The organism is Anaerofustis stercorihominis (assembly GCF_005844425.1).
Lineage (GTDB): Bacteria > Bacillota > Clostridia > Eubacteriales > Anaerofustaceae > Anaerofustis > Anaerofustis butyriciformans.
This window is the reverse complement of record NZ_SPHL01000010.1, coordinates 1-23353: the sequence shown is the minus strand read 5'-3', so window position 1 is coordinate 23353 and position 23353 is coordinate 1. Positions and strand designations below refer to the sequence as shown.

Annotated in this window: 22 protein-coding genes, 1 pseudogene and 1 riboswitch; of the genes and pseudogenes, 10 read left to right on the top strand and 13 right to left on the bottom strand. The window is 29.7% G+C overall.

Going from position 1 to position 23353, the window contains the following annotated elements; genetic code table 11:
• Window position 1: 1 nt before the first annotated feature.
• The 5 genes from FGQ49_RS04255 to FGQ49_RS04235 all read right to left on the bottom strand — a co-directional run bounded on the left by FGQ49_RS04255 (window position 2) and on the right by FGQ49_RS04235 (window position 5761).
• Window positions 2–781 carry a ParB/RepB/Spo0J family partition protein gene (locus FGQ49_RS04255; protein WP_243112217.1) on the bottom strand — a complete coding sequence of 260 codons (780 nt, stop codon included), beginning with the start codon at window positions 779–781 and terminating at the stop codon, window positions 2–4.
• 1 nt (window position 782) lies between these two features.
• On the bottom strand, window positions 783–2669 hold the full coding sequence (gene mnmG / locus FGQ49_RS04250) for a tRNA uridine-5-carboxymethylaminomethyl(34) synthesis enzyme MnmG (RefSeq protein WP_138268639.1): 1887 nt from the start codon (window positions 2667–2669) through the stop codon (window positions 783–785).
• 8 nt (window positions 2670–2677) lie between these two features.
• Entirely contained in the window at window positions 2678–4054 is a 1377-nt protein-coding gene (gene mnmE, locus FGQ49_RS04245; RefSeq protein WP_138268638.1) for a tRNA uridine-5-carboxymethylaminomethyl(34) synthesis GTPase MnmE, read from the bottom strand.
• 161 nt (window positions 4055–4215) lie between these two features.
• Window positions 4216–4806 carry a hypothetical protein gene (locus FGQ49_RS04240; protein WP_138268637.1) on the bottom strand — a complete coding sequence of 197 codons (591 nt, stop codon included), beginning with the start codon at window positions 4804–4806 and terminating at the stop codon, window positions 4216–4218.
• 1 nt (window position 4807) lies between these two features.
• Window positions 4808–5761, bottom strand: coding sequence for a 3'-5' exoribonuclease YhaM family protein (locus tag FGQ49_RS04235; protein WP_138268636.1), 954 nt, complete (start codon window positions 5759–5761; stop codon window positions 4808–4810).
• Window positions 5762–5855: 94 nt separating this feature from the next.
• Here FGQ49_RS04235 and FGQ49_RS04230 point away from each other — a divergent pair, with 94 nt between their 5' ends.
• From FGQ49_RS04230 to FGQ49_RS04215, 4 genes are all read left to right on the top strand, one after another.
• Window positions 5856–6857, top strand: coding sequence for a DnaD domain protein (locus tag FGQ49_RS04230; RefSeq protein ID WP_138268635.1), 1002 nt, complete (start codon window positions 5856–5858; stop codon window positions 6855–6857).
• 2 nt (window positions 6858–6859) lie between these two features.
• Window positions 6860–7801: an ATP-binding protein gene (locus FGQ49_RS04225; protein ID WP_138268634.1), complete on the top strand. Its 942-nt coding sequence runs from the start codon at window positions 6860–6862 to the stop codon at window positions 7799–7801.
• Window positions 7802–7896: 95 nt separating this feature from the next.
• Complete coding sequence (locus tag FGQ49_RS04220) at window positions 7897–9240, top strand: butyryl-CoA:acetate CoA-transferase (protein ID WP_138268633.1); 1344 nt, start codon at window positions 7897–7899, stop codon at window positions 9238–9240.
• 2 nt (window positions 9241–9242) lie between these two features.
• Window positions 9243–9419, top strand: coding sequence for a DUF6440 family protein (locus FGQ49_RS04215; RefSeq protein WP_138268632.1), 177 nt, complete (start codon window positions 9243–9245; stop codon window positions 9417–9419).
• A gap of 11 nt (window positions 9420–9430) precedes the next feature.
• Here the strand turns inward: FGQ49_RS04215 and FGQ49_RS04210 are convergent, their stop codons facing one another.
• The 5 genes and pseudogenes from FGQ49_RS04210 to FGQ49_RS04190 all read right to left on the bottom strand — a co-directional run bounded on the left by FGQ49_RS04210 (window position 9431) and on the right by FGQ49_RS04190 (window position 11653).
• Window positions 9431–9874, bottom strand: coding sequence for a helix-turn-helix domain-containing protein (locus FGQ49_RS04210; protein ID WP_138268631.1), 444 nt, complete (start codon window positions 9872–9874; stop codon window positions 9431–9433).
• Between the two features lie 118 nt (window positions 9875–9992).
• A complete protein-coding gene (locus FGQ49_RS04205) occupies window positions 9993–10655 on the bottom strand; it encodes an energy-coupled thiamine transporter ThiT (protein ID WP_138268630.1) in 663 nt (220 codons plus the stop codon).
• A 33-nt stretch (window positions 10656–10688) separates the two neighbouring features.
• Window positions 10689–10789: riboswitch (TPP riboswitch) on the bottom strand.
• A gap of 58 nt (window positions 10790–10847) precedes the next feature.
• Window positions 10848–11035, bottom strand: a pseudogene (locus FGQ49_RS04200) (helix-hairpin-helix domain-containing protein).
• A gap of 59 nt (window positions 11036–11094) precedes the next feature.
• On the bottom strand, window positions 11095–11361 hold the full coding sequence (locus FGQ49_RS04195) for a hypothetical protein (protein WP_138268629.1): 267 nt from the start codon (window positions 11359–11361) through the stop codon (window positions 11095–11097).
• A gap of 1 nt (window position 11362) precedes the next feature.
• Window positions 11363–11653 (bottom strand): NifU family protein, encoded by a 291-nt coding sequence (locus FGQ49_RS04190; RefSeq protein ID WP_138268628.1) that lies wholly within the window; start codon window positions 11651–11653, stop codon window positions 11363–11365.
• 132 nt (window positions 11654–11785) lie between these two features.
• Between FGQ49_RS04190 and FGQ49_RS04185 the strand changes: the two genes are divergently transcribed.
• Entirely contained in the window at window positions 11786–13165 is a 1380-nt protein-coding gene (locus FGQ49_RS04185; protein ID WP_138268627.1) for a sigma-54 interaction domain-containing protein, read from the top strand.
• Between the two features lie 14 nt (window positions 13166–13179).
• Here the strand turns inward: FGQ49_RS04185 and FGQ49_RS04180 are convergent, their stop codons facing one another.
• Genes FGQ49_RS04180 through metG form a run of 3 tightly spaced genes read right to left on the bottom strand, consistent with a single transcriptional unit; the run spans window position 13180 to window position 16631 of the window.
• Entirely contained in the window at window positions 13180–14028 is an 849-nt protein-coding gene (locus FGQ49_RS04180; protein WP_138268626.1) for a bifunctional 5,10-methylenetetrahydrofolate dehydrogenase/5,10-methenyltetrahydrofolate cyclohydrolase, read from the bottom strand.
• 3 nt (window positions 14029–14031) lie between these two features.
• On the bottom strand, window positions 14032–14670 hold the full coding sequence (locus tag FGQ49_RS04175; RefSeq protein ID WP_138268625.1) for a cyclodeaminase/cyclohydrolase family protein: 639 nt from the start codon (window positions 14668–14670) through the stop codon (window positions 14032–14034).
• A gap of 5 nt (window positions 14671–14675) precedes the next feature.
• On the bottom strand, window positions 14676–16631 hold the full coding sequence (metG, locus tag FGQ49_RS04170; protein ID WP_138268624.1) for a methionine--tRNA ligase: 1956 nt from the start codon (window positions 16629–16631) through the stop codon (window positions 14676–14678).
• Window positions 16632–16835: 204 nt separating this feature from the next.
• On the opposite strand from metG, the gene FGQ49_RS04165 reads away from it, so the two are divergent.
• From FGQ49_RS04165 to FGQ49_RS04145, 5 genes are all read left to right on the top strand, one after another.
• Complete coding sequence (locus tag FGQ49_RS04165) at window positions 16836–18995, top strand: RelA/SpoT family protein (RefSeq protein ID WP_138268623.1); 2160 nt, start codon at window positions 16836–16838, stop codon at window positions 18993–18995.
• A gap of 12 nt (window positions 18996–19007) precedes the next feature.
• Window positions 19008–19718, top strand: a complete 711-nt coding sequence (deoD, locus tag FGQ49_RS04160; protein ID WP_138268622.1) for a purine-nucleoside phosphorylase — start codon at window positions 19008–19010, stop codon at window positions 19716–19718.
• Between the two features lie 178 nt (window positions 19719–19896).
• The gene (locus tag FGQ49_RS04155) at window positions 19897–20715 is read left to right on the top strand and encodes a cell division protein FtsQ (protein ID WP_138268621.1); all 819 of its coding nucleotides are present in this window, start codon (window positions 19897–19899) and stop codon (window positions 20713–20715) included.
• Between the two features lie 5 nt (window positions 20716–20720).
• Window positions 20721–22415: an ABC transporter ATP-binding protein gene (locus FGQ49_RS04150; RefSeq protein WP_138268620.1), complete on the top strand. Its 1695-nt coding sequence runs from the start codon at window positions 20721–20723 to the stop codon at window positions 22413–22415.
• A complete protein-coding gene (locus FGQ49_RS04145; RefSeq protein ID WP_138268619.1) occupies window positions 22416–23249 on the top strand; it encodes an energy-coupling factor transporter transmembrane component T family protein in 834 nt (277 codons plus the stop codon).
• The last annotated feature ends 104 nt before the right edge of the window (window positions 23250–23353 follow it).

Below are 23353 nucleotides of genomic sequence, written 5' to 3'. Positions count from 1 at the left end.
TTTATTTTTTAGGAATTGTTATGACAACTTCAATTCTGTCATCATAATCTTTTTCTTTATAATCACAGTCAAGCCCTGTATTAAAAATACTTTTATAAGCCTGTTTTATGGTATTTGTGTATATTTTATAATTAAAAATATTCTTTACGTTTGTCTTTGAAGAATTAACAATAACTTCCTGTTTTAATCTTTCAACCAAAAGCTCTGAATTTTTAACATTTAAATCTTTTTTAGCCATTTCCTTTGCAGCCTTTACTCTCATTTTTCTATCAGGAAGAGATAAAAGACATCTTGCATGACGCTGAGTAAGATTGTTTTTTATTATTATTTCCAAAACCTCTTCATCAAGGTTTAAAAGTCTTACTAAATTTGATATTGTAGACTGTTTTTTCCCTATTTTTTTTGATAATGCCTCTTGACTGATACCATATTCGCTCATTATCTTTTTATAACTTAATGCTTCTTCATAAAAATTCAAGTCTTCTCTTTGAATGTTTTCAATTAAAGCTATTAAATCATTTTCTTCATTGTTTATATTAGCAATAATGCAAGGAATATTCTCTAATCCTGCAATCTTAGCGGCTCTTAATCTTCTTTCTCCGCTTACAACCTCATATAAACCATCTTCACTTTCTCTTACGGTAATAGGCTGAATTATACCTAAACTTTTTATTGATTCGGCAAGTTCGTTTATACTTTCTTCATCAAAATATTTTCTTGGTTGCTCTTTATTTGCTTTGATTGATTCTATATTAATTTCTTTTATATTTTTATCTGACACTTTATTCTCCCCTTTTGGTATTTTTTGCAAGCTCGATTAAAAGCACATTTATATCAGCAGGAGAAACTCCTGATATCCTTGAAGCCTGACCTAAATTTTTTGGTCTTATATCTTCAAGCTTTTGTCTTGCTTCCAATCTTAAATTCTTTATTTCATTATAATCTATATCATCAGGCAATAATTTCTTTTCCATCGATTTGAATTTTTCAATGCTTGCCTGTTGTTTTAAAATATAATCTTCATATTTTATTTGAATCTCTACCTGCTCACAAATTCTCTTAGAAAGAGCCGGTCTGTTTTCATCAAAAACAATCGTATCCTTATATGAAAGATCAGGTCTTTTAATCAAATCATATAAAGTAACGGCATTTCTTAATGGAGTTGTTCCAATTTCAACGAGTTTTTGATTATTTTCCTTGTTAGGAGTTATTTTAATTCCTTTTAATCTCTCTTTTTCACCTTCAACGGCATTTTTATATTTTATTAAATTATTATATCTTTCTTCACTTATAAGACCTTGTTCATAACCATAAGGAGTAAGCCTTAAATCCGCATTATCTTGTCTTAATAATAATCTATATTCAACCCTTGAGGTAAACATTCTGTAAGGTTCTTTCGTTCCTTTTGTTGTAATATCATCAATCAATACACCTATATAACTACTTGCTCTGTCAAGAACTAAAGGTTCTTTTTCCTGAACATAATTAGAAGCATTTATTCCTGCTATTATACCTTGTGCCGCAGCTTCTTCATATCCGCTTGTACCGTTTATTTGTCCGGCTGTAAAGAAACCTTCAAGTACTTTACTTTCAAGAGAAAGGCTTATTTGCGTAGGTTCTATTGCATCATATTCTATTGCATAAGCAACTCTCATTATCTCAACATTTTCAAGTCCTTTAATAGTTCTTAAAAAAGCAACTTGAACATCTTCAGGTAAAGAAGAACTCATCCCTTGAAGATACATTTCATTTGTATTTAACCCTTCAGGCTCTACAAATAGCTGATGTTTTTCTTTATCTGCAAATCTAACGATTTTATCTTCGATACTTGGACAGTATCTTGGACCTACACCTTTTATGTTTCCACTGTATAAAGGAGAACGGTGAAGGTTTGCTTTTATTACATCATGTGTATTTTTGTTAGTATAAGCAAGATAACAAGGTTGTTCATCAAATTCAATATCTTTACCTTCATTCTCAAAAGAAAAAGGTGTTATTTCTTTATCTCCATATTGAATTTCCATTTTTGAAAAATCAATACTTCTTCTATTTACTCTGGCAGGAGTTCCTGTTTTTAATCTTAATAATTTAAAACCTAAATTTTTCAAGCTGTCACTTAACTTATTTGCAGCAAATATACCGTTAGGACCTCCAGAATAACTTACATCACCTATGATTATTCTTCCTTTTAAGTATGTTCCTGAACAAAGAACAATTGCTTTTGTGTAATATATTGCACCTGTATTTGTAACAATACCTTTTACTTTTCCGTCTTCTGTTAAAATATCAACGGCTTCTTGCTGTTTCAAATCAAGATTATCAGTATTTTCTATAACAAATTTCATTTCTTCCTGATATCTTTTTTTATCGGCTTGTGCCCTCAAAGACTGTACGGCTACACCTTTTGCAGTATTTAAAGTTTTGATTTGGATAAAAGTTTTATCTATATTTTTACCCATTTCACCGCCTAAGGCATCTATTTCTCTTACCAAATGTCCTTTCCCCGTACCGCCTATTGAAGGGTTACAAGGCATCATTGCAAGAGCTTCCAAATTCAATGTTAAAAGAAGAGTCTTGCTTCCTTTTCTTGCACTTGCAAGAGCAGCTTCACAGCCTGCATGACCGGCACCGATAACTATTACTTCATATTCTCCAGCTAAAAAACTCATATTTACCTCTACTTTCCTAAACAGAAATTCTTAAATATTTCATCTATAATATCTTCACTTGTGGTTTCTCCGGTAATTTCTCCCAATTTTGAAAGAGCAGCATTTATATCTATTTCAACCAAATCCACTTCTAATCCGGAGTGAACCATCTCTATGGCATGATCAAAATCTTCTTTTGCTCCAAGTAAAAGATTTTTATGTCTTACGTTACTTACAAGGATTTCTCCAACTTCGTCATTATCATTTACTTTGGCTATATCATAAATTGCTTTTTCGATTTTTTCTATCCCCTCTTGTTTTAGCGCAGATATTTCTATTGTTTTATAATTTTCAAAAGCATTTATTGTTTCGTTATTTACATCTAAATCCATTTTGTTTAAAACAACAATTATATCTTTATTTTCAGGAAGCATTTTTATTATTTCTATATCTTCACTATCTAAAGCACGGGAAGAATCTATGCAAAATAATATTATATTACTATCTTCGAGCATTGATATAGACTTATCTATTCCTATTTGCTCAACTTTATTATCGGCATTTCTTATTCCGGCTGTATCAATGAATTTAACAGGAACACCTTTTATATTTACAACTTCATCAACGATATCCCTTGTTGTTCCTGCCTCATCGGTTACAATTGCTTTATTTTCGTTTATAAGGGCATTCAAAAGTTGAGATTTCCCTACATTTGGTTTTCCTATTATGGCAACTTTTATCCCCTCTTTAAGAATTTCGCCTTTTTCAAAAGTTGATATAATTTTCTTTAGTTTAAAAGACATTTTTTCTATTAAATCAACAATTTCATTATCCGTTAAATCTTCTTCATCGTATTCGGGATACTGTATGGTTACTTCAAGCCTTGCAAGCATATTTGTAATATCTGCCTTTATTTCATCTATTTTTTCCGATAAATCCCCTTTTAAAGAATTCATGGCACTTTTTGCAAAACTGTTTGTTTTAGCCATAATCAAATCACTTATTGCCTCAGCTTGAACCAAGTCTATTCTACCATTTAAGAAAGCTCTCTTTGTAAACTCTCCTGCTTCGGCAAGTCTTGCTCCGTTTTCCAAAACCAATGCTAAAACTCTTGAAGTCACGCTCATACCTCCATGACAGTTTATTTCAATTACATCTTCTGCCGTAAAAGAATGTGGCGCACACATTTTTGATACCAAAACTTCGTCAACGACTTCATTTGTTTTTGGATCTATTATATGCCCATAATTTATGGTGTTTTTATTAACATCATGTATGGTTTTATTTTTCATTTTAAATATTTTATCTGTAACATCAAAAGCTTCGCTACCGCTTATTCTTATTATGGAAACCCCACCATAACCTGAAGGAGTTGCAATAGCAGCAATTGTATCTTCTTTAAACATAATTTACCTCTTTAAAATATTTCCTAAAAATTTATAAATATTTCCCGTATAACTTTTAAATTATATCATACAGATTTTTAAAAAGCTATATTCTTTTAAATTAAAGAATATATTTTGTAAAATAAATTAAAACCATGCCTAATAGACATGGTTTTATAATGTTATTTTCTTCTTTTTCCTCTTTTTTTCTTATTAGGTCTTACACCATAATAGTTTGCAGGTTTGCCTTGTACTCCTACATTAACTCTTAGAATTTTATCAACATCGTCTTTATCTTCATAATCTAAAAACATAATTTGAGTTGCGTTTAACATTCCCGATTTAGGTTTTACCTTTAATGATAGACCTTTATGTCCTTTTCTTTGTAAAATTTCGTATGAATCTATTTTTTCATATACCAACGCACCTGTCATTGACCTTACACCATATTGATAAAGACCTCTTCCTCCAAGTATACACATAAAAATAGAATAAGTTGCAAACCCAAAATAAACGCCAATTAGTCCCATGCAATAAAAGAATATTGTAGCATTTAACAAACCGAACATATCAAGAACCAATATAGCGGCAATTACCAAAATCAAATATAAAATCTGCCATTTACAATCAGTATTACCAAGCCCTTTTGGTGCTGCATAAACCATCTTTCCTAATTTTTTATTGTTTTTTGAAAATCCTATAACTTTTATTGCAAGCATACCGAAATATCCTATGCAAAATATAACTAATGAAGCCGCAAGTTGTACACTCATATTATTCCTCCTTTGTATCTTCTATATTATAGTGATATATGTTTCTGTTATCAAGCATTCTTACCCTGCTTGAGAATTCATTTTCTTTTGTAGCATTAAAAGCAGTTTGCATTTGATTCATTCTTGAATCCAAAATATCAAGATAATGAAGCATTTCTGCTTCTGGTATCATAGGGTATTTAGGAGAACCAAACTCAGGATGATAATGATGTGAAAGAACCATATGTTTAAGCAAAAGCGGAACTTCGCTTTCAATATTTAAGTTTCTGCTTACATTATCTATTTCACAAATGCACTGAATTATATGTCCAAGAAGTTGTCCGTCTTTTGTATAACTTTCAACAACTCCCAAATCATTACATTCCATTTCTTCTGTTTTACATATATCATGAAGTATAACGCCTGCAAAAAGCAAATCCGTATTTAAAAATGTATATGTAGCACTAAGTTTTTTTGCATTTGTAAGCATTGTGAAAGTATGAAATAATAGTCCACTTTTCATTGCATGATGAAAAGATTTTGCCGCAGGATATGTTTTAAATTTGTATTCATACTTATCAATTAAAGTCTTTGTGATAAGTTTAATATCCTTATTTTTGAAATTATTTATAGTTAAAATAATTTCTTCAAACATCTTATCAGCATTCAAAGGAGCGGCTTCAACAAGCTTATTCATTTCTTCATCGTTCAATTTAACTTTTTCAATATGTTCAATCTTAACTTGAGGATTTGAACCAAAGCTGTCTACTTCTCCGCTTACTTTTACAACATCACCGGCTTTAAAACTATCCTTTTGACCTTCTTCCACATTCCATAATTTTGCGGCAATTTCACCGCTTTTATCTTTAAGGATTATATCAAGATAATCTTTACCTGTTCTTGTCTTTCTAAGCATAACGCTCTTTAAAATAAAATTATCGAATACCTTATCGCTAACTTTTAAATTACTAATCATTTACTACCTCGTAAAATTAAAATACATATTATATTCTACACTAAAGTTACAAAATATGCTATAATTGTTTTACTTTATTTTGGAGAAATTTTAAATGAATAGATTTGAATTTATAAACAACAACGATGATATAGGTGTAACAATAGTAGAAAATATTTTTATAAACCACTTTATGCCAATGGCAAGAGGAGATTATGTCAAAGTATATTTATATGGACTAAAATGTACACAAAGCTCAATTGCCGAAATGCCTTCAAATAAAAAAATCGCAAACACTCTTGGAATGAGTGAAGGTGATGTAGTAAAAGCGTTTAAATATTGGCATGAAAAACAAGTTTTAACTTTTATTCATACAGATAAAAGAAACTATGTCATCCAATATAAAAATATCTCTACCATGATATTTACTCCTGAAAAATTCAAGAAAAACGGTTCTTACAGCGAAACAATAGAATATAACACCAAAAAACAAAGTTTATTTGACGAACTTAGTAAAGAATTTGAAGCTTCCATTGAGGAAGGTGGACTTGGAAGACCGATATCACATCAAGAAATGGAAATGTTCTCTGACTGGATGGAAGATTATTCTTTTAGTACAGAAACCGTTAAATTAATAGTAAATACATGTCTTATTAAAAGGAAAATAAAACAAAGAAAATATTGGAATGCAGTGGCAATGGACTTCCACTCAAAAGGAATAAAAACCTTTGACGAAGCCGCAATGGAATTTAACAAAAGCGATAAAAGATATCAAGAATATCAAAAAATATTTAAATATCTTGGACTTAATACAAGAGGAACATTTATTACAAAACCTGAAGAAAATCTTGTGGATAAATGGCTTGATGAATATAAATTAAGCATGGAACAAATTTTAAAAGCCTGTGACGAAACCATTGCAACAAACAAACCAAGCTTTAAATATGTTGATAGTGTAATTTATAGCATGTATATAAACAAAGATAAAAACACAAAACCTCAAAACAGCAATAAACAATATAATAAACCTTCAAGTACAAAAGAAACGATACAAGCAGATCTTGATTATGAATATTATAATGAAGAAGATATTATAAAAATGATGAGTGAGGATTAATCATGAATATTAATGAAAAAAAAATGATTGATTTTAACAATAAAAGACATTTAAAAGAAAAAGAATTAGAAAGAAAAATAGATTATGTAAAACAAAATTATCCTAAAATAAAGAAAATCCTTAACGAAATTAACGAACTTGGAATAAGCGCTTGTCTTGGTAATCTAAGTAGTGAAAAATACAAAGAAAAAGAAACAAAACTAAATAATCAATTAAGAGAAGAATTAATAAAAAAGGGTTTTGATGAAAATTTCTTGGAGGTAAAATACGACTGTAATAAATGCAAAGATACAGGATATATAAACGGACATATGTGTGATTGCTTAAAAGAATTTTTACATTTTAATGTAAAACCTCACCCTTTACTTTTTAGAAAGGGAAGCTTTGAAGAATTTAATGAAAATCTATTTACTAATGAATCAAAAAAAGGAGAAATATCACCAAGGGAAAATATTTTAAAAAATAAACAACAATCTTTAAGGTTTATAAATGAATTTAATGACAGTAATAATAACATAGGTTTACTAATGTCAGGTAAAGTTGGAAGTGGAAAGACTTTTCTTGCAGCTGCAACAGGAAAGGTTTTATTAAAAAAAGGATATAGTGTTGTTTGTTTAACTGCAAGAGAATTTGAAGATGCAATAAAAAATTTCTCTAATCCATCTTTAGAAGAAGATAAACAAAATATATTAAATGCAGATTTATTAATTCTTGATGACCTTGGAATAGAAACCCAAAGTGAATATGTTAACAATGAAATATTAAAATTAATTGATTATAGAATCACTTACAATAAAAAAATGATAATAACAACAAATCTTAATCTCAATGAAATAAGCGATAAATACAAATCAAGAATATATTCAAGGATAGTAAGTAATTTTAAATATTTACATTTTATCAGTTCAGATATAAGAATAAGAAATAAAATGAGAAAAAAATAAGTAATTTTTTACTGATTTAAAACTTTAAGCTATTGACCCTTAATAGTTATTAATGATAAAATATATATAATTCAAATAAACGAGAGGATACTAATATGGATTATAAAAAAGAATATGAACAAAAATTAGTAAGTGCTGAACAAGCAGCAAAAACAGTAAAATCAGGCGATTGGATTGATTACGGTTGGACAGCAACAACTCCTGTTGCATTCGACAAAGAATTAGCAAAATTAATGCCTAACTTAAAAGACGTAAACGTAAGAGGCGGTATCTTAATGTGGGAACCTGAAATCTTCAAACTTGAAGATGCAAAAGATCATTTCACATGGAACTCTTGGCATATGGGCGGAATTGAAAGAAAAGCTGTAGCAAAAGGATTTTCATTCTATTCTCCAATTCGTTACTCAGAACTTCCAAGATACTATAGAGATGGAAATACTCCAGGAGCAGATGTTGCTATTATGCAAGTTTCTCCAATGGATAACCATGGATACTTTAGTTTTGGACCAAGTGCTTCACACTTAATGGCTGTATGCGAAACAGCAAAAAAAATTATTGTTGAAGTAAACGAAAATGTACCAAGATGTTTAGGCGGATTTGAATCTGCAGTTCATATCTCAAATGTAGACATGATTATTGAAGGAGACAACCCTCCAATGGCTGAAATGGGTGGCGGCGGAGCTGCAACAGACGTTGATAAAACAGTTGCAAAACTAATCGTTGAAGAAATCCCTAATGGAGCTTGTTTACAACTTGGTATCGGTGGAATGCCAAACGCAGTTGGTTCTTTAATCGCAGAATCAGACTTAAAAGACCTTGGTGTTCATACAGAAATGTTTGTAGACGGTTTTGTTGATATTGCAAACGCAGGCAAAATCAATGGTTCTAAAAAGAACTTAAACAGATTCCGTCAAACATATGCATTCGCAGCAGGTACAAAAAAATTATATGATTACTTAAATGACAACCCAGAATGTATGTCAGTTCCTGTTGATTATACAAACGATGTAAGAGTTATCTCTGAACATGATAACTTCATCTCAATCAACAATGCTGTTGATATTGACTTATTCGGACAAGTAAGCTCTGAATCTTCAGGAACAAAACAAATTTCTGGAGCAGGCGGACAACTTGACTTCGTTCTTGGTGCTTACTTATCAAAAGGAGGTAAAAGCTTTATCTGCTTATCTTCTACATTCAAAAACAAACAAGGTGAATTAAAATCTCGTATCTTACCAACACTTCACCCTGGTTCAGTAGTTACAGATACAAGAGCAAATACTCACTATGTTGTAACAGAATATGGTAAAGTAAACTTAAAAGGACTTTCTACATGGCAAAAAGCTGAAGCTTTAATCAGTGTTGCTCATCCTGACTTCAGAGAAGAACTTATTAAAGAAGCAGAAAAAATGAACATCTGGAGAAGAAGCAATAAATAACAATGAAAAAAAGATTCATAAAAGTTCATAGTGAAGGAACAATAAAAGGTAATGAAATTTGGGTTGACAGAGAAACAGGAGTAAATTATTTATTCCATTTTGATGGTAATGCAGGAGGACTTACCCCTTTACTAAACAAAGACGGAAAACCTTTAGTTACCCCAATATATGATGAATAAAAAAGGACTGTTTAACAGTCCTTTTCTTTTTTTTCAATATTTAAAAATGCTTTATAAAATACATCTTTTAAAACAAGCACAGCATCTTCAAGAGAATAATCATATTTTTTCATAGCTTCTTTTATCATATTCTCAAAATGAGACAAATAGTAATCCATATCTATTTCATCTTGATATTTAGTTAAAATAGGATAAACTTTAGTCCAGTCTATTTCAAGCCCTTTTTCTCCGTTTTTTACTTCAAGCTTATTATTTTTTTCTTCACCTGTTAATAAATAATCTATACTTACCTCAAGTATATCACAAAGTTCTATAAGCTTATTTGTCCCAACTAAAATAATATCCTGCTCCCATTTTGAAACTGTTTGTCTTGATACTCCAAGTTTTTCTGAAAGCTGTTCTTGTGTTAAATTAAGATTTCTTCTTTCACGTGCTATTCTTTGTCCTATACTCATAACATTCCTCCAAACTATATTAAAATAATTATAACACTAAAAACTAAATTATAAATATATTACAAAGTTCAAAAAGCACTCCTTAATAATAAAAAAGAAGAAGTAAAACACTTCTTCCTTAAATATTATTTTTAACTCTTTCAAATCCTTTTTTTACAGCCGGTATTGAAATTACAATAATTGTAAGAATTGCTTCAGCTCCTATATATATTCCGTTATATACCAAAGAATAAGCAAGTGGCGACCAGCCTGCCCAAGCATATTCAGCAAAAAATATAAAACCTGAAAGAACTGCAAAAATATATCTTCCGATAACACCAACTATATATCCCTTTAATAAACCGTTTTTTGATTTATAAAATATTCCGGATAAACCAAGAGCCCCAAAAGCAAGTAAATAATCAACGATAACCTGCAAAGGAAAAACTATGTAAGGTTCAATAATCAGTTGCAAAATACCATATGCAGCACCTGTTAAAATACCTGTTGCAGGACCAAAAAAATAACCCGCCAAACATACGAATAACATACTACATAAAGTTACGGAACCTCCAAATGGAAACTCATATACTTTAAGCATTGATGCTACTGTTCCAAGAGCAATAATCATTGCACAAAAAACCATTTTTTTTGTACTGATACTTTTTTGTTTTTCTTTCTTATTTGATTTTGATAAATATACACCTATAACCAAAATAGCAATAAGTAAAACTGCTAAAGTTATATATCCTATTGTTGTTGGCATATAACCGTCAGGTGTAGATGATACAAAAATTGACATAAAAATACCTCCTTTTATAAACATAGGAGGGGTTAAGAAAATATTTAGCTTCCTTACGCCGGCATAACCCGGATCAAGTAGTAAGGGTAAACACGAATAGTTCTCTCAGCCCATAGGCTCCCCTAGCTTATTTGTATTATTTTGATTTCACAATATTTTACCACTGACAACATAATATGTCAAATACTAGTATTATTTATCTTTAAAATCCCACCACTTTTTATTCTCTCTATCTTTTCCTTCGTTCGCATAATACACAGCACATCTATATACATAAAGCTGACACCTGTCAACTTTACAGCCTTTTTGTTCACATTCCTTTAAATATATTTTTCAGGATCTTCTCCTTTTAAGGACTCAATATTTTTATACCCTAACATTATTAAATCTTTTTCTGTTTTCTTCCCTACACCTGGTATTTTTCTAAGTTCACCCATAATCAATTCCCTTGTAATTTATTTAATAAAACAGATTTTATTTTATAAAAATCTTCTTTATCCTTTAAAATATATTTATTTTCAATTTTTATTTTATCCATACAAACGCAAGCATTATTACATCCGCATACAATAAGCGCAATATCACAAATGTGATTATCATCATAATAAAAACAAAAATCAGGGAATTCCTTTTTTAATTTTTCCACTTCACTAACCCTGTTATATGTTTCATTGCAGCCGCCACAGTATTTTAAATATACGTTCATTTTATTTCCCTTTTAGAAAATTTTTTGCAAAATCAAGAAGTTCGTCATTTACTCCCTCAACAAGAATTACATCTTTTATGCTTGGTATTTCTTTTAATAAGTTATATTTTATAAGTTCTTCATTTGTTGTCTTTGCACTTACACAGTTTGCACATTGACCTATTAATTTTACTTTCAGTATTCCTTCTTTATATTCCTTTATAACAACATTACCGCCGTGATTTTTTAAATAAGGACGAACTTTATCATTTAAAACTTTTTCTATTTCTATTATTTTATCATCTTTTAACATAACTCTACCTCTACCAAATTATATAAAACAATTATATTTTTTTCAAATATATTTATTGCTTATATTACTAAAAATAGATTGTTGCATTCTTGCAACATGCATAGTAAAATACAATTATATACGAGGTGTAAAATGGAAAATAATATATTTAATAATCTTCAAGAAGCAAATGAAAGACTTGATGCAATAATAGAAAACTCATTTGACGGTATTTATATAACAGATAATAAAGCAAATACAATAAAAGTAAATAAATCTTATGAGGTAATTACAGGCTTAAAAAAAGAAGAAGTTTTAGGTAAAAACATGATTGACCTTATAAAAAATAATGTCATATCCATATCAGGTTCGGTCTTGGCTCTTCAAAAAAAAGAACCAATAACCCTTCAACAAGAATTTAAAACTGGGAAAAAAGCGCTAATAACAAGCTCCCCTGTTTTTGACAAAAAGGGTAATATAATAATGGTTGTAACAAACGTAAGAGATTTAACGGAAATTTACAAATTAAAAAAAGAAGTAGAAAAAAACAGCTTCTTAAAAAACGAAAATAAAAATATAGAATCAACTGATTTTAAAGAAAATGAAAAGATTATTTGTGTTGATGAAAATTCAAAGCAAGTTTTAAATATTGCAAAAAAAGTTGCAGACCTTGACACAACGGTAATGCTTATTGGACAAACAGGAGTAGGTAAAGAACTTTTTGCAAATTATATTTTAAATAACAGTAACAGAAAAAATGAACCTTTTATAAAAGTCAACTGTGGTGCTATATCCCCATCTCTTGCGGAAAGTGAACTTTTTGGATATGAGAAAGGATCATTTACAGGAGCAGACAAAAAAGGAAAAGCAGGAATATTTGAGGCGGCTAATAACGGAACAGTGTTTTTAGATGAAGTTGGAGAACTTCCTCTTTCATTACAAGTGAAACTTTTAAGAGTTATTCAAGAAAGAGAAATAGAAAGAGTCGGGGGAACAAAATCCATAAAAGTTAATGTTAGAATAATAGCCGCAACTAATGCAGACCTTGAACAACTTGTGGAAAAGAAACTATTTAGAAAAGATTTATATTATAGACTAATGGTATTCCCTATATATATTCCGCCTTTAAAAGAAAGAAAAGAAGATATTATCTCTCTTATAAATTTATTTAAAGATACATTTAATAAAAAATATGGCTTTAACAAATCATTTTCAAAGGAAGCACTTGAATTTTTAAAAGAACAGGAATGGAAAGGAAACATAAGAGAACTAAGAAATGTAGTAGAAAGAGGATTAATACTTTCTGATAATGTAGTAACGACAAAAGATTTAAACTTTCCTAAATATAATAAAGACATTATAAAAGATTTTAAACTTCCTAAAACAGACAATTTAAAAGAACTTATAGAACAAATTGAACTTGCATATATAAATAAGGCTTATGAAAAATATAAAAATGTAAGACAGGCAGCGGCAAGTTTAAATATGGATCCATCTACATTTGTAAGAAAAAGAAAAAAATATTCAAGATAAAAAAAACGGATAAATTATCCGTTTTTTTGTTTACATGCTTTTAAAACATTTTTAACAAGACAAGCCGTTGTTACACTTCCTACTCCGCCTGGAACAGGAGTAATCATACCTGCAACTTCACTTGCACTTTCATAATCAACATCACCTGTCAATTTACCATCATAAAAATTAATTCCTACATCTATAACAACAGCATCTTTTTTAATATATTCTTTATCTACCATATTTGCTCTTCCAACAGCAACAATTAAAATATCAGCTTTTTTACATACTTCTTTTAAGTTTTTTGTTCTTGAATGACAAATCGTAAGAGTAGCATGTCTGTCTAAAAGCATCATACTTAAAGGTTTTCCTACAACAAGACTTCTACCTACAATTACAACTTCTTTCCCTTCTGGATTTATTCTGTAATAATCTAACATTTCCATAACTCCAAGAGGTGTACAAGGATAAAAACCACTTGTATCTGAAATAAAAAGTTTTGCCATATTTACAGGAGAGAAACAGTCAATATCTTTACTTGGAGAAATTATATATTTTATTTTATCTTCATCAATCTGATCAGGAAGAGGTCTAAATACCAAAATTGCATTTATACTTTCATCTTCGTTTACTTCCTTTAATATATTAATGAATTCTTCTTCCTTAATATTCTCATCTAATACTATTGATTTTACGGATATGTCAGCTTTTTCCATGAAATTCATTATACTTTTTTCATATGAAATATCACTAGAATTATTTCCAACCCTAATAACTGCTATTTGAGGATTTATTCCTTGTTCCTTTAACTCATTACATTCTTTTTTGCTGTTTATTATTATTTCATTTACAACTTTGCTGCCAAGCAATTTCTTTGTCATTTTTTATTCTCCTATATTTAGTCTATCCAAAACTTTATCATATACTTCGTCGCACAAAATTAAGCCACTATCAACTTTATCTTTACATTCTTTCAAATTTTTTTCTATAAAAGAAGAATCTTTTATTGTTTTCATGTTTATCAATACATTCAAGTAAGCACCTTTTAAAGCTGTTCTTAAGCATTCAACTCCTACTCCAACATCACTTATTAACAACACAGAACCTTTTGTTAAAAGTTCTTTATGAAGTAATATTGCTTCATAGGAAATATCTATAATCTCTATTGGTACCTTACATGCAATAACGGAACATCTTGAAATTTCATCATCTTTAAATTTCTTTTCTTCATCACTTTCTGCTTTTAAACCATATGCTTTTGACAAAGGTATAAAATTCTCTTCATCTTCATCTATCAAAGATAAAAATCGTTCTTGAAGTCTCTTTGCATCTTTTATTATTTTTTGAATATCCTCTTCATACTGTGCATACTTTTTCTTTCCTGTCGTAAAATTAGAAACCATTCCCGACAATGCCACACCTAAAGAGCCACATAAGGAACAGACCCCGCCCCCTCCGGGAGCAGGGTCTTTGCTGTACGTTTTATTAACAAAATCTTGTAAAGTATAATCTTTATAAGCCATATAAATTATCTAACCTCTAATCCACTTTCAATATCTTCTTCAGGAGATACAAAAGTAAGCTTTCCGTCTTTATCTTCCGCAAGAAGTAACATTCCCTCAGAAACTTCACCTCTAAGTTTTGCAGGTTTTAAGTTTGCTACTACTACAACATTTTTACCTACAACTTCTTCAGGGGTAAAGAATTTTGCAATACCTGAAACAATCTGTCTTTTTTCTTCTCCAACCATTACTTCAAATACCAATAATTTATCAGCATTAGGATGTTTTCTTGCACTTACTATTTTACCCGTTCTTAACTTAACTTTTGCAAAATCATCAATGGTAATTTCTGTATTTTCTTGTTCTTCTTTCTTTGCTTTTTTATTTTCTTTTTTATCTTTTTTCTTTTCTTGTTTTTCTTCTTTACCAACTTGTTTCATAATTTCTTTTGGATCAAGTCTGTTAAATAATACAAATGATTCATTTAAAACTATGTCTTCTTCTAAACCACTAAAACTTAACACACTTTCATAAGAATCATTTTTTGTATTTAACATTTTAATGATATTTTCACCTGTTTGAGGCAAGAAAGGTGTAATTAAAATACCGATAACTCTTATTGATTCTAAAAGATTATATAAAACAGTTTTTAATCTGTCTGCTTTGCTTTCATCTTTAGCAAGTACCCAAGGCATTGTTTCATCAATATATTTATTACTTCTTCTTGCAAGAGCAATAATTAAATTAATTGCATCAGCAACTTTTAATTCATTCATTTTTTCTTCAACAAGTCTTGGTGTATCTGTAACGTGTTTAATTAAATCATCATCAACATCTTCTTTAACATTAGGATTTGTAACTTTACCATCAAAGTATTTTTTACTCATTGCTAAAGTTCTGTTTACAAGGTTACCTAATATATTTACAAGTTCTCCGTTAACTCTGTCAATAAGTTGTTCGTAAGTTAGTGTACCGTCTTGAGCAAAAGGCATTTCTCTTAAAAGATAATATCTTACACTGTCAACACCAAATACATCTACAAGGTCATCAGCATAAATAACATTACCTTTTGATTTACTCATTTTACCTTCACCAAGAAGTAACCAAGGATGTCCAAAAATTTGTTTTGGAAGAGGGATATCAAGAGCCATAAGCATTATAGGCCAGTATATTGTATGGAATCTTAAAATATCTTTACCAATTAAATGAACATCTGCAGGCCAGTATTTCTTAAATGTATCTTCATGGTTTCCATCAACATCATATCCAAGGAATGTAATATAGTTTGAAAGAGCATCAATCCAAACATATACAATATGACCTTCATCAAAATCAACAGGTATACCCCATTTAAAACTTGTTCTTGATACACATAAATCTTTAAGTCCGGGTTTTAAGAAGTTATTAACCATTTCATTTTTTCTTGATTCAGGTTGAATAAATTCAGGGTGAGAATCTATATATTCCATTAATCTGTCAGCGTATTTGCTTAATTTGAAGAAATAAGCTTCTTCTTTTTCATAAGTAACTTCTCTTCCGCAGTCAGGACATTTTCCGTCAACAAGCTGACTTTCTGTAAAGAAAGATTCGCATGGTTCACAGTACATTCCTTCATATACGCCTTTATATATATCCCCTTTTTCATATAATTTTTTAAATATTTGTTGAACTTTCTTTTCATGATAAGGATCTGTAGTTCTGATAAATTTATCATAGCTTGTATTCATAATATCCCAAATTCTATGAATTTCGCCTGATACGTTATCTACAAATTCTTTTGGTGAAATTCCGGCTTCATTCGCCTTTGTTTCTATTTTCTGACCGTGTTCATCTGTTCCTGTTTGGAAATAAACATCATATCCAGTCATTCTTTTATATCTTGCTATACTATCCGCCAATACAATTTCATAAGTATTTCCAATATGAGGTTTACCTGATGTATAGGCGATTGCTGTTGAAATATAATATGGTTTTTTACTCATTTATCACACTCTCCTTAAATAAAAAGCTATAATAATTTATATTACCAAATATACCCTTTAAAATCAATTATATACTAAATAAATATTTAATCTGTAGGTTTATTTTACATTAAATAAAGTTGAACAGATGCTCACTTTGTGTTATTATAAAAGATAACAAAAAAGGACTAAACATGTAATGTTTAGTCGGTTGGGAGGATGCCTATGGAACTTCTTAGAAAACTTGAAAACAGTATAAGAGAATATTCAAAAGATGCAAATTTTGAAATCATAGAAAGAGCTTATTTGCTTGCAAAAGATGCACATAAAAATCAAACAAGATACTCAGGGGAACCTTATATATCTCACCCTCTTGAAGTAGCTTTTATTTTAACGGATTTACACATGGATACGGATACCATTTGTGCGGCAATTCTCCACGATGTTATAGAAGATACTCCTGCAAGTTATGAAATGATAAAAACAAACTTTAATCAAACAATAGCAAATTTAGTTGACGGAGTTACAAAAATAGGCAAACTTCAATTTATAACAAAAGAACAAAGAGAAGCCGAAAATCTAAGGAAAATGGTTATAGCAATGGCTAACGACATAAGGGTCGTTATAATAAAATTAGCCGATAGACTTCATAATATGCGTACTCTATCAGCCATGAGACCGGATAAACAAAAACAAAAAGCAAGAGAAACTCTTGATATTTATGCACCTATTGCCCATCGTCTTGGTATCTCTAAAATAAAATGGGAACTTGAAGACTTGGCTCTTCTTTACCTTGACCCTGAAGCATATCACGACATAGCAAGAAAAGTTGCACTAAAAAGAGAAGAAAGAGAAGCTTTTATAGATAATGTTAAATATATGTTAGGTAAGGTTTTAAAAGAATCCGACATCGAAGCAAAAATAGAAGGAAGACCTAAACATTTTTATTCAATTTACAGAAAAATGAAAAAAGGAAAAGCCTTTGAAGAAATATATGATTTATTTGCAATAAGGGTTCTAGTTAAAACAGTAAAAGACTGTTACGGAGTTCTTGGTATGGCTCATACACTATGGAACCCAATGCCCGGAAGATTTAAAGATTATATAGCAATGCCAAAACCAAATATGTATCAATCTTTGCATACAACTGTATTCACAAAAGGCTCCGAACCTTTCGAAATACAAATAAGAACATATGAAATGCACAGAACGGCAGAATACGGTATCGCTGCTCACTGGAAATACAAAGAAGGAACAACAAATAAAAAAGAAGACAGTTTTGAAAAAAGACTCATTTGGATAAGAGAATTAATGGAAATGGAAAATGAAGTCGAAAACTCCGATGAATTTATGGAAGGAATAAAATTTGACTTATTTACAGATGAAGTTTTCGTTTTTACTCCAAATTCAAAGGTTATTCAGCTCCCAAGCGGAGCCTGCCCTATTGACTTTGCATACAGAATCCATTCAGATATAGGAAATCAGTGTGTAGGAGCAAAGGTAAACGGAAAAATGGTACCTTTAACATATAAACTTCAAAATGGAGATATAGTAAACATAATAACTTCTCCAAACTCTAAAGGTCCAAGCAGAGACTGGCTTAATATCGTAAAAAGTTCTCACGCAAAAACAAAAATAAAATCTTTCTTTAAAAAGGCAGACAGAGAAGAAAACATCATTAGAGGAAAAGAAGCCCTTGAAAAAGAAGTTAAAAAAGATGGATACTCTCTTAATACAATTGCTACAAACGGTCATTTGGAATTCGTAAAAAAACGTTTTAATGTAAATACTTGGGATGACTTGTATTCAGCTATTGGATACGGCGGACTTAAAAGCGGAATGGTCTTCCAAAGAATAAAAGAACATTTCAAAGATGAATTTGAAAACGAAGAAAAAGAAAAAGAAATTAAACTTGTAAAGAACAAAAAAAGCAAAAACAGCAATGCAATCAATGTTCAAGGGTATACAGATCTTGCCGTATTTTTCTCAAATTGCTGCAATCCCGTACCGGGAGACAATATAGTAGGATATATAACCAAAAACAGAGGGGTATCTATTCACAGAGCGGATTGTATAAACGTAAGTAATTCAATCAACAAAGAAAGACTTATAAACGTATCTTGGAATACGGAAGAATTAAAGGAAAACAAAACCTTTGAAGCCGATATAAGAATAACTGCCCATGACAGAATAGGTTTGTCCGCCGAAATTTCGACAATAATAAGTAACGAAGGATTTAATATGTCTAGCTTCTCTGCTTCATCAGACAAAAAATATGGCTCCGTTGTAAACATAAGTTTAAATGTTCATAATACTAAAGAGTTAGAAGATTTATTCAGAAAACTTAAAAATATTAACGGAGTAAAAGAAGTTTACAGAATTTAGGAGGAATAAAAAATGACAACACCTCATATTAACGCAAAAGACGGCGACTTTTATAAAACGGTTTTAATGCCGGGAGATCCTCTAAGAGCAAAATATATTGCAAAAAACTTTTTGGAAAATGCAAGAGAAGTAACAAATGTAAGAGGAATGCTAGGTTATAGTGGACAATATAAAGGTAAAAACATCTCCGTAATGGGTTCAGGAATGGGTATACCTTCAATATCAATTTATTCTCATGAATTATATAGTTTTTACGGAGTTGAAAATATAGTAAGAATAGGAAGCTGCGGAGGATACAGCGAAGATGTAAAAGTTAACGATGTATTAATAGCACAAGGTGCAAGTACAAATTCAAACTTTGCTTCTCAGTTCCACTTAGACGGAACTTTCGCTCCCCTTGCTGATTTTGATTTGCTTATTAAAACTTACAATAAAGCAAAAGAACTTAATATTGATGTAAAGGTAGGAAATATTCTTTCAAGCGACAACTTCTATGCACAAGGCAGTGACGGTTGGAAGAAATGGAAAGAGCTTGGAATTCTCGGAGTGGAAATGGAAGCAGCAGGCTTATATAGTGTTGCAGCAGCCTTAAATAAAAAAGCTCTTGGAATTTTTACGGTAAGTGATCATTTTATTTATACCGATACTATCTTATCAAGTAAAGAAAGAGAAACAAAACTAAACGATATGATAACTCTTGCCCTTGAAACTTTTGCAGAATAATTATAATAATAAAAAAAAGCACATTTTATGTGCTTTTTTTTTACAGGATTATGAAATATTTTTTTCATATCAACACATAATGAAAATTTACTTTCTTTTTACCGTTAAAAGAAAGATTATTTTACATAAAATATTTATAATAATTTTAGATTTATATATTTTGGAGGAAAACAAAAAAATGAACAAACAAACACAAAATTTAATGATTTTTATTTTATCAATGGCATTATATGGGATTGCCACTTTATTTACAGAACTAATACCTTCATTTCAAATAGGTATAATAGAAATTTCTGTTGAATATTTCTTATTTATTCCATTAACATTGGCAATGCTTTTTTCACCTTTACCAGTTGCTCTTGGTGCAGCAACAGGAGAAATTGTTTTTAGTGAAATAATGCTTGGACAATTTGGAGGAATAGGTGAACTTGAAAAATTTATAACACTAGCAATAGGTATTTATATTGCAGGAAGAATGGTAAAAGATCCCAAAAACAAAAAAATGGTTGCAATAGCTGCAATATCAGGTGTAATAATACAACAATTCATGGGATGTTGTATTGATATTTTAAAAGTTCAATTTGCAATAGAAGAGTTTGAAGCTGTTGCAGGGCTTCCAGAAAGTGTCTTCTTTACAGAAGGATTTGCATTTTTAAATGACGTTCTATTCTCAGGAATACTATTTTGTATGTTACCTACAATTTTCCTAGCTCCTAAACTTTATGGAAAAATAGAACCTCTTCTTGGAATGAGACCTAGAAATCCTCAAACTTCTTTTGAAGGCATTTCTCCAAAAATTATTTTATCATCTATAGGATTCTTTATTCTTGCAATTATCAGTGAATTTCTTGCAGAAAACGGCATGGCATTAATTGAATGGGAAGCTGAATGGGCAGGAAATACAAATTCAATATTTATAGGAATAATCGTTGCTTTTATTATTTCAATTATTACTCTTTTCGCAATGAAGAAAAAGAAAAATACAGAGGTTAAATAAAGGATATGATAGAAATTAAAAATTTAACATTTACATATCCTGCTGCAAAAACACCTACATTAAAAAATATTAATCTAAATATTGAAGATGGTGATTTCCTTGCAATCATTGGTAACAATGGTTGCGGGAAATCAACTTTTTGTAAAACATTAAATGGATTAATACCTCACTTTATCGATGGTGATATAACAGGAGATATTTTTATAGATAAAACAAATACAAAAGAGGCAGATATCGGACAACTTGCATGTAAAGTAGGATATGTATATCAAGACTTTGAAAATCAAATAGTTAGACCAACTGTTTTAGATGAAGCATCATATGCATGTTTAAATTATGCATATGAAGATTATGAAGAAAAAGGTAAAAAAGCAGTAAAGTTATGTGGTCTTGAAAAAAATATGAATGATTATATTTGGCAACTTTCAGGAGGGCAGAAACATCTTCTTGCCTTGGCTGGAACAATTTCTCTTAGTCCAAATATTTTAATCTTAGATGAGCCAATTGCTCAGCTTGACCCTCAAAATGCAAAGAAAATATATGATACATTAAAAATGCTAAATGAAAAATATAATAAGACAATAATTGTAATAGAACACCATACAGAATTTATTGCACAATATTGTAAAAATGCAATTTTGATGAAAGACGGGGAAATCTTATGGAAAAAAAATGCTAAAGAAGCACTAAGAGATGTATATAAGCTACAAGATAATAACATCTTCCCTCCACAAATCACCATTGCAGCAAAAAAATTAATTGATAACAATATAATAAAAAATAATACAAAAAAACTTCCAACAACATTAGAGGAAGGTTTAGATTTCTTTAAAAATTACAAATATAAATTTAATAATAAAAATAATTTTCATGAAATCAAAGAAAAAAAAGATGTTATCTCGTTTATAAATATAGATGTATCATATAGAGCTGTAAAAGGTAAAAGAAACAATATAATGAAATATATGAATTTAAACATTAAAAAAGATGAAAAAGTTGCTTTAATTGGCTCTAATGGAGCTGGAAAATCAACGATAATGAAGCTTATAATGGGGCTTATAAAACAAGATAATGGAAATATTTTAATAGATGGAGAAAATATAAAAGATATCCCTTATAAAGACTTATCAAAAAAAATTTCACTGGTATACCAAAACCCTGAACAAATGTTTATTAAAGATTCAATAGAGGAAGATATAAGCTTTGCTCTTAAATCAAGAAATATTGATAATTATAAACAAAAAACCATTGAACTACTTAAAAGATTTAATTTAAATGAAATAAAAGACAAAGATGGCAGAATGCTATCAGGTGGACAAATGCGAAGAGCTTCACTGGCAATAGGAATAGCGTTAAACCCTTCAATTTTATTGCTCGACGAACCTACAGCAAATTTAGATATTGCTACAAGGAAAGAAATAATGAAAACATTAAATGATATTAAAGATATCACTCATACTGTTATTATTGCCACACACGATATGCAACTTGTATGTGACTGGGCAGATAGAATAATTGTGTTATCAAGTGGACAAATTATAGATGACGGCAATAAAGATAAAGTATTTTCCAATAACATTGTAACAGATATTATGGGAATAAATCCGCCACAAATATATTCTATGGCAAAAATGCTTGACAAACAATCCAATTGTTATACAATAAATGAATTTTGCAATGCTTTTGGAGGTAATGCATAAATGAAAAACAAACTATCAGAAAATATTTTAGATAAAATATCTATTGATTATATAAGAAATCAAGTTCTAAAAAACGCATATGGAAACGATGATACAAAAATAGCGAAACTAGATCCAAGAGTTTTATTATGTTGGTATTGTTTCTTTGGAATAGTACCTTGGTTTTTAAACAATATAATTATTCTGCTTGGCATTTTTATTTTGGTTGTCATAACAACAAAATTAGCTAAAATCGCACCTTTAGTTTTATTTTTATTTTGCCTTGGTGTATTTTCTCAAACAGGATATTTATTTTTTGTTGCTTTATTTTTTGGTGGAAATACAACAACGATTATCCCATTATTAATAATGACATTAAAAATAGCAATCGTTTCCCTTGCTTCAATAACAGTTTTTTCGGGCTTAGATCCAGATAGGCTTGCAAATGGACTTTTATGGTTTAAATTTCCGGAAACTCTTTCTTTTAGTATTTCTTTTGGATATAGAATTTTACCTATACTTATGGAAGAATTTCAAAATATTCTTCTATCTTATAAACTTAGAGGAAACCCACCTCAAAACAACACTCTAATTGGAAAAATAAAATATTTAATTTATCAAATAAAAATAATTATTTTATCATTTTACCCATTAATGCTTAATATGGCAAAAAAATCAAGAACAACAGTTGAAGCTTTAGAAATAAAAGGTTATAGATACTCTATGAATAATGAAAATGTAAAGAAATTAAAACTATCTTCATTATGCATAACTAAAATGGACATTAATTTTATTATAATTTCTGTTTTATGGATATTCGTTTGTATTTTATTTTCAAAGCTAATTATTTTATAAGGAGAAAAAATGAATTTAGATATACATACTCACGGTAAACTTGCAAAAAAATTACCCTTTTCACAAGAATATACAAAGTGGCTTTTTCAACAAGCAAAAAATAG

What these genes read in the sequence shown, in the direction of transcription:
- mnmG (WP_138268639.1), bottom strand. Translation starts at nt 2,669, where the DNA reads ATGAGTTTTTTAGCTGGAGAATATGAAGTAATAGTTATCGGTGCCGGT.
- mnmE (WP_138268638.1), bottom strand. Translation starts at nt 4,054, where the DNA reads ATGTTTAAAGAAGATACAATTGCTGCTATTGCAACTCCTTCAGGTTAT.
- FGQ49_RS04240 (WP_138268637.1), bottom strand. Translation starts at nt 4,806, where the DNA reads ATGAGTGTACAACTTGCGGCTTCATTAGTTATATTTTGCATAGGATAT.
- FGQ49_RS04235 (WP_138268636.1), bottom strand. Translation starts at nt 5,761, where the DNA reads ATGATTAGTAATTTAAAAGTTAGCGATAAGGTATTCGATAATTTTATT.
- FGQ49_RS04230 (WP_138268635.1), top strand. Translation starts at nt 5,856, where the DNA reads ATGAATAGATTTGAATTTATAAACAACAACGATGATATAGGTGTAACA.
- FGQ49_RS04225 (WP_138268634.1), top strand. Translation starts at nt 6,860, where the DNA reads ATGAATATTAATGAAAAAAAAATGATTGATTTTAACAATAAAAGACAT.
- FGQ49_RS04220 (WP_138268633.1), top strand. Translation starts at nt 7,897, where the DNA reads ATGGATTATAAAAAAGAATATGAACAAAAATTAGTAAGTGCTGAACAA.
- FGQ49_RS04215 (WP_138268632.1), top strand. Translation starts at nt 9,243, where the DNA reads ATGAAAAAAAGATTCATAAAAGTTCATAGTGAAGGAACAATAAAAGGT.
- FGQ49_RS04210 (WP_138268631.1), bottom strand. Translation starts at nt 9,874, where the DNA reads ATGAGTATAGGACAAAGAATAGCACGTGAAAGAAGAAATCTTAATTTA.
- FGQ49_RS04205 (WP_138268630.1), bottom strand. Translation starts at nt 10,655, where the DNA reads ATGTCAATTTTTGTATCATCTACACCTGACGGTTATATGCCAACAACA.
- FGQ49_RS04195 (WP_138268629.1), bottom strand. Translation starts at nt 11,361, where the DNA reads ATGAACGTATATTTAAAATACTGTGGCGGCTGCAATGAAACATATAAC.
- FGQ49_RS04190 (WP_138268628.1), bottom strand. Translation starts at nt 11,653, where the DNA reads ATGTTAAAAGATGATAAAATAATAGAAATAGAAAAAGTTTTAAATGAT.
- FGQ49_RS04185 (WP_138268627.1), top strand. Translation starts at nt 11,786, where the DNA reads ATGGAAAATAATATATTTAATAATCTTCAAGAAGCAAATGAAAGACTT.
- FGQ49_RS04180 (WP_138268626.1), bottom strand. Translation starts at nt 14,028, where the DNA reads ATGACAAAGAAATTGCTTGGCAGCAAAGTTGTAAATGAAATAATAATA.
- FGQ49_RS04175 (WP_138268625.1), bottom strand. Translation starts at nt 14,670, where the DNA reads ATGGCTTATAAAGATTATACTTTACAAGATTTTGTTAATAAAACGTAC.
- metG (WP_138268624.1), bottom strand. Translation starts at nt 16,631, where the DNA reads ATGAGTAAAAAACCATATTATATTTCAACAGCAATCGCCTATACATCA.
- FGQ49_RS04165 (WP_138268623.1), top strand. Translation starts at nt 16,836, where the DNA reads ATGGAACTTCTTAGAAAACTTGAAAACAGTATAAGAGAATATTCAAAA.
- deoD (WP_138268622.1), top strand. Translation starts at nt 19,008, where the DNA reads ATGACAACACCTCATATTAACGCAAAAGACGGCGACTTTTATAAAACG.
- FGQ49_RS04155 (WP_138268621.1), top strand. Translation starts at nt 19,897, where the DNA reads ATGAACAAACAAACACAAAATTTAATGATTTTTATTTTATCAATGGCA.
- FGQ49_RS04150 (WP_138268620.1), top strand. Translation starts at nt 20,721, where the DNA reads ATGATAGAAATTAAAAATTTAACATTTACATATCCTGCTGCAAAAACA.
- FGQ49_RS04145 (WP_138268619.1), top strand. Translation starts at nt 22,416, where the DNA reads ATGAAAAACAAACTATCAGAAAATATTTTAGATAAAATATCTATTGAT.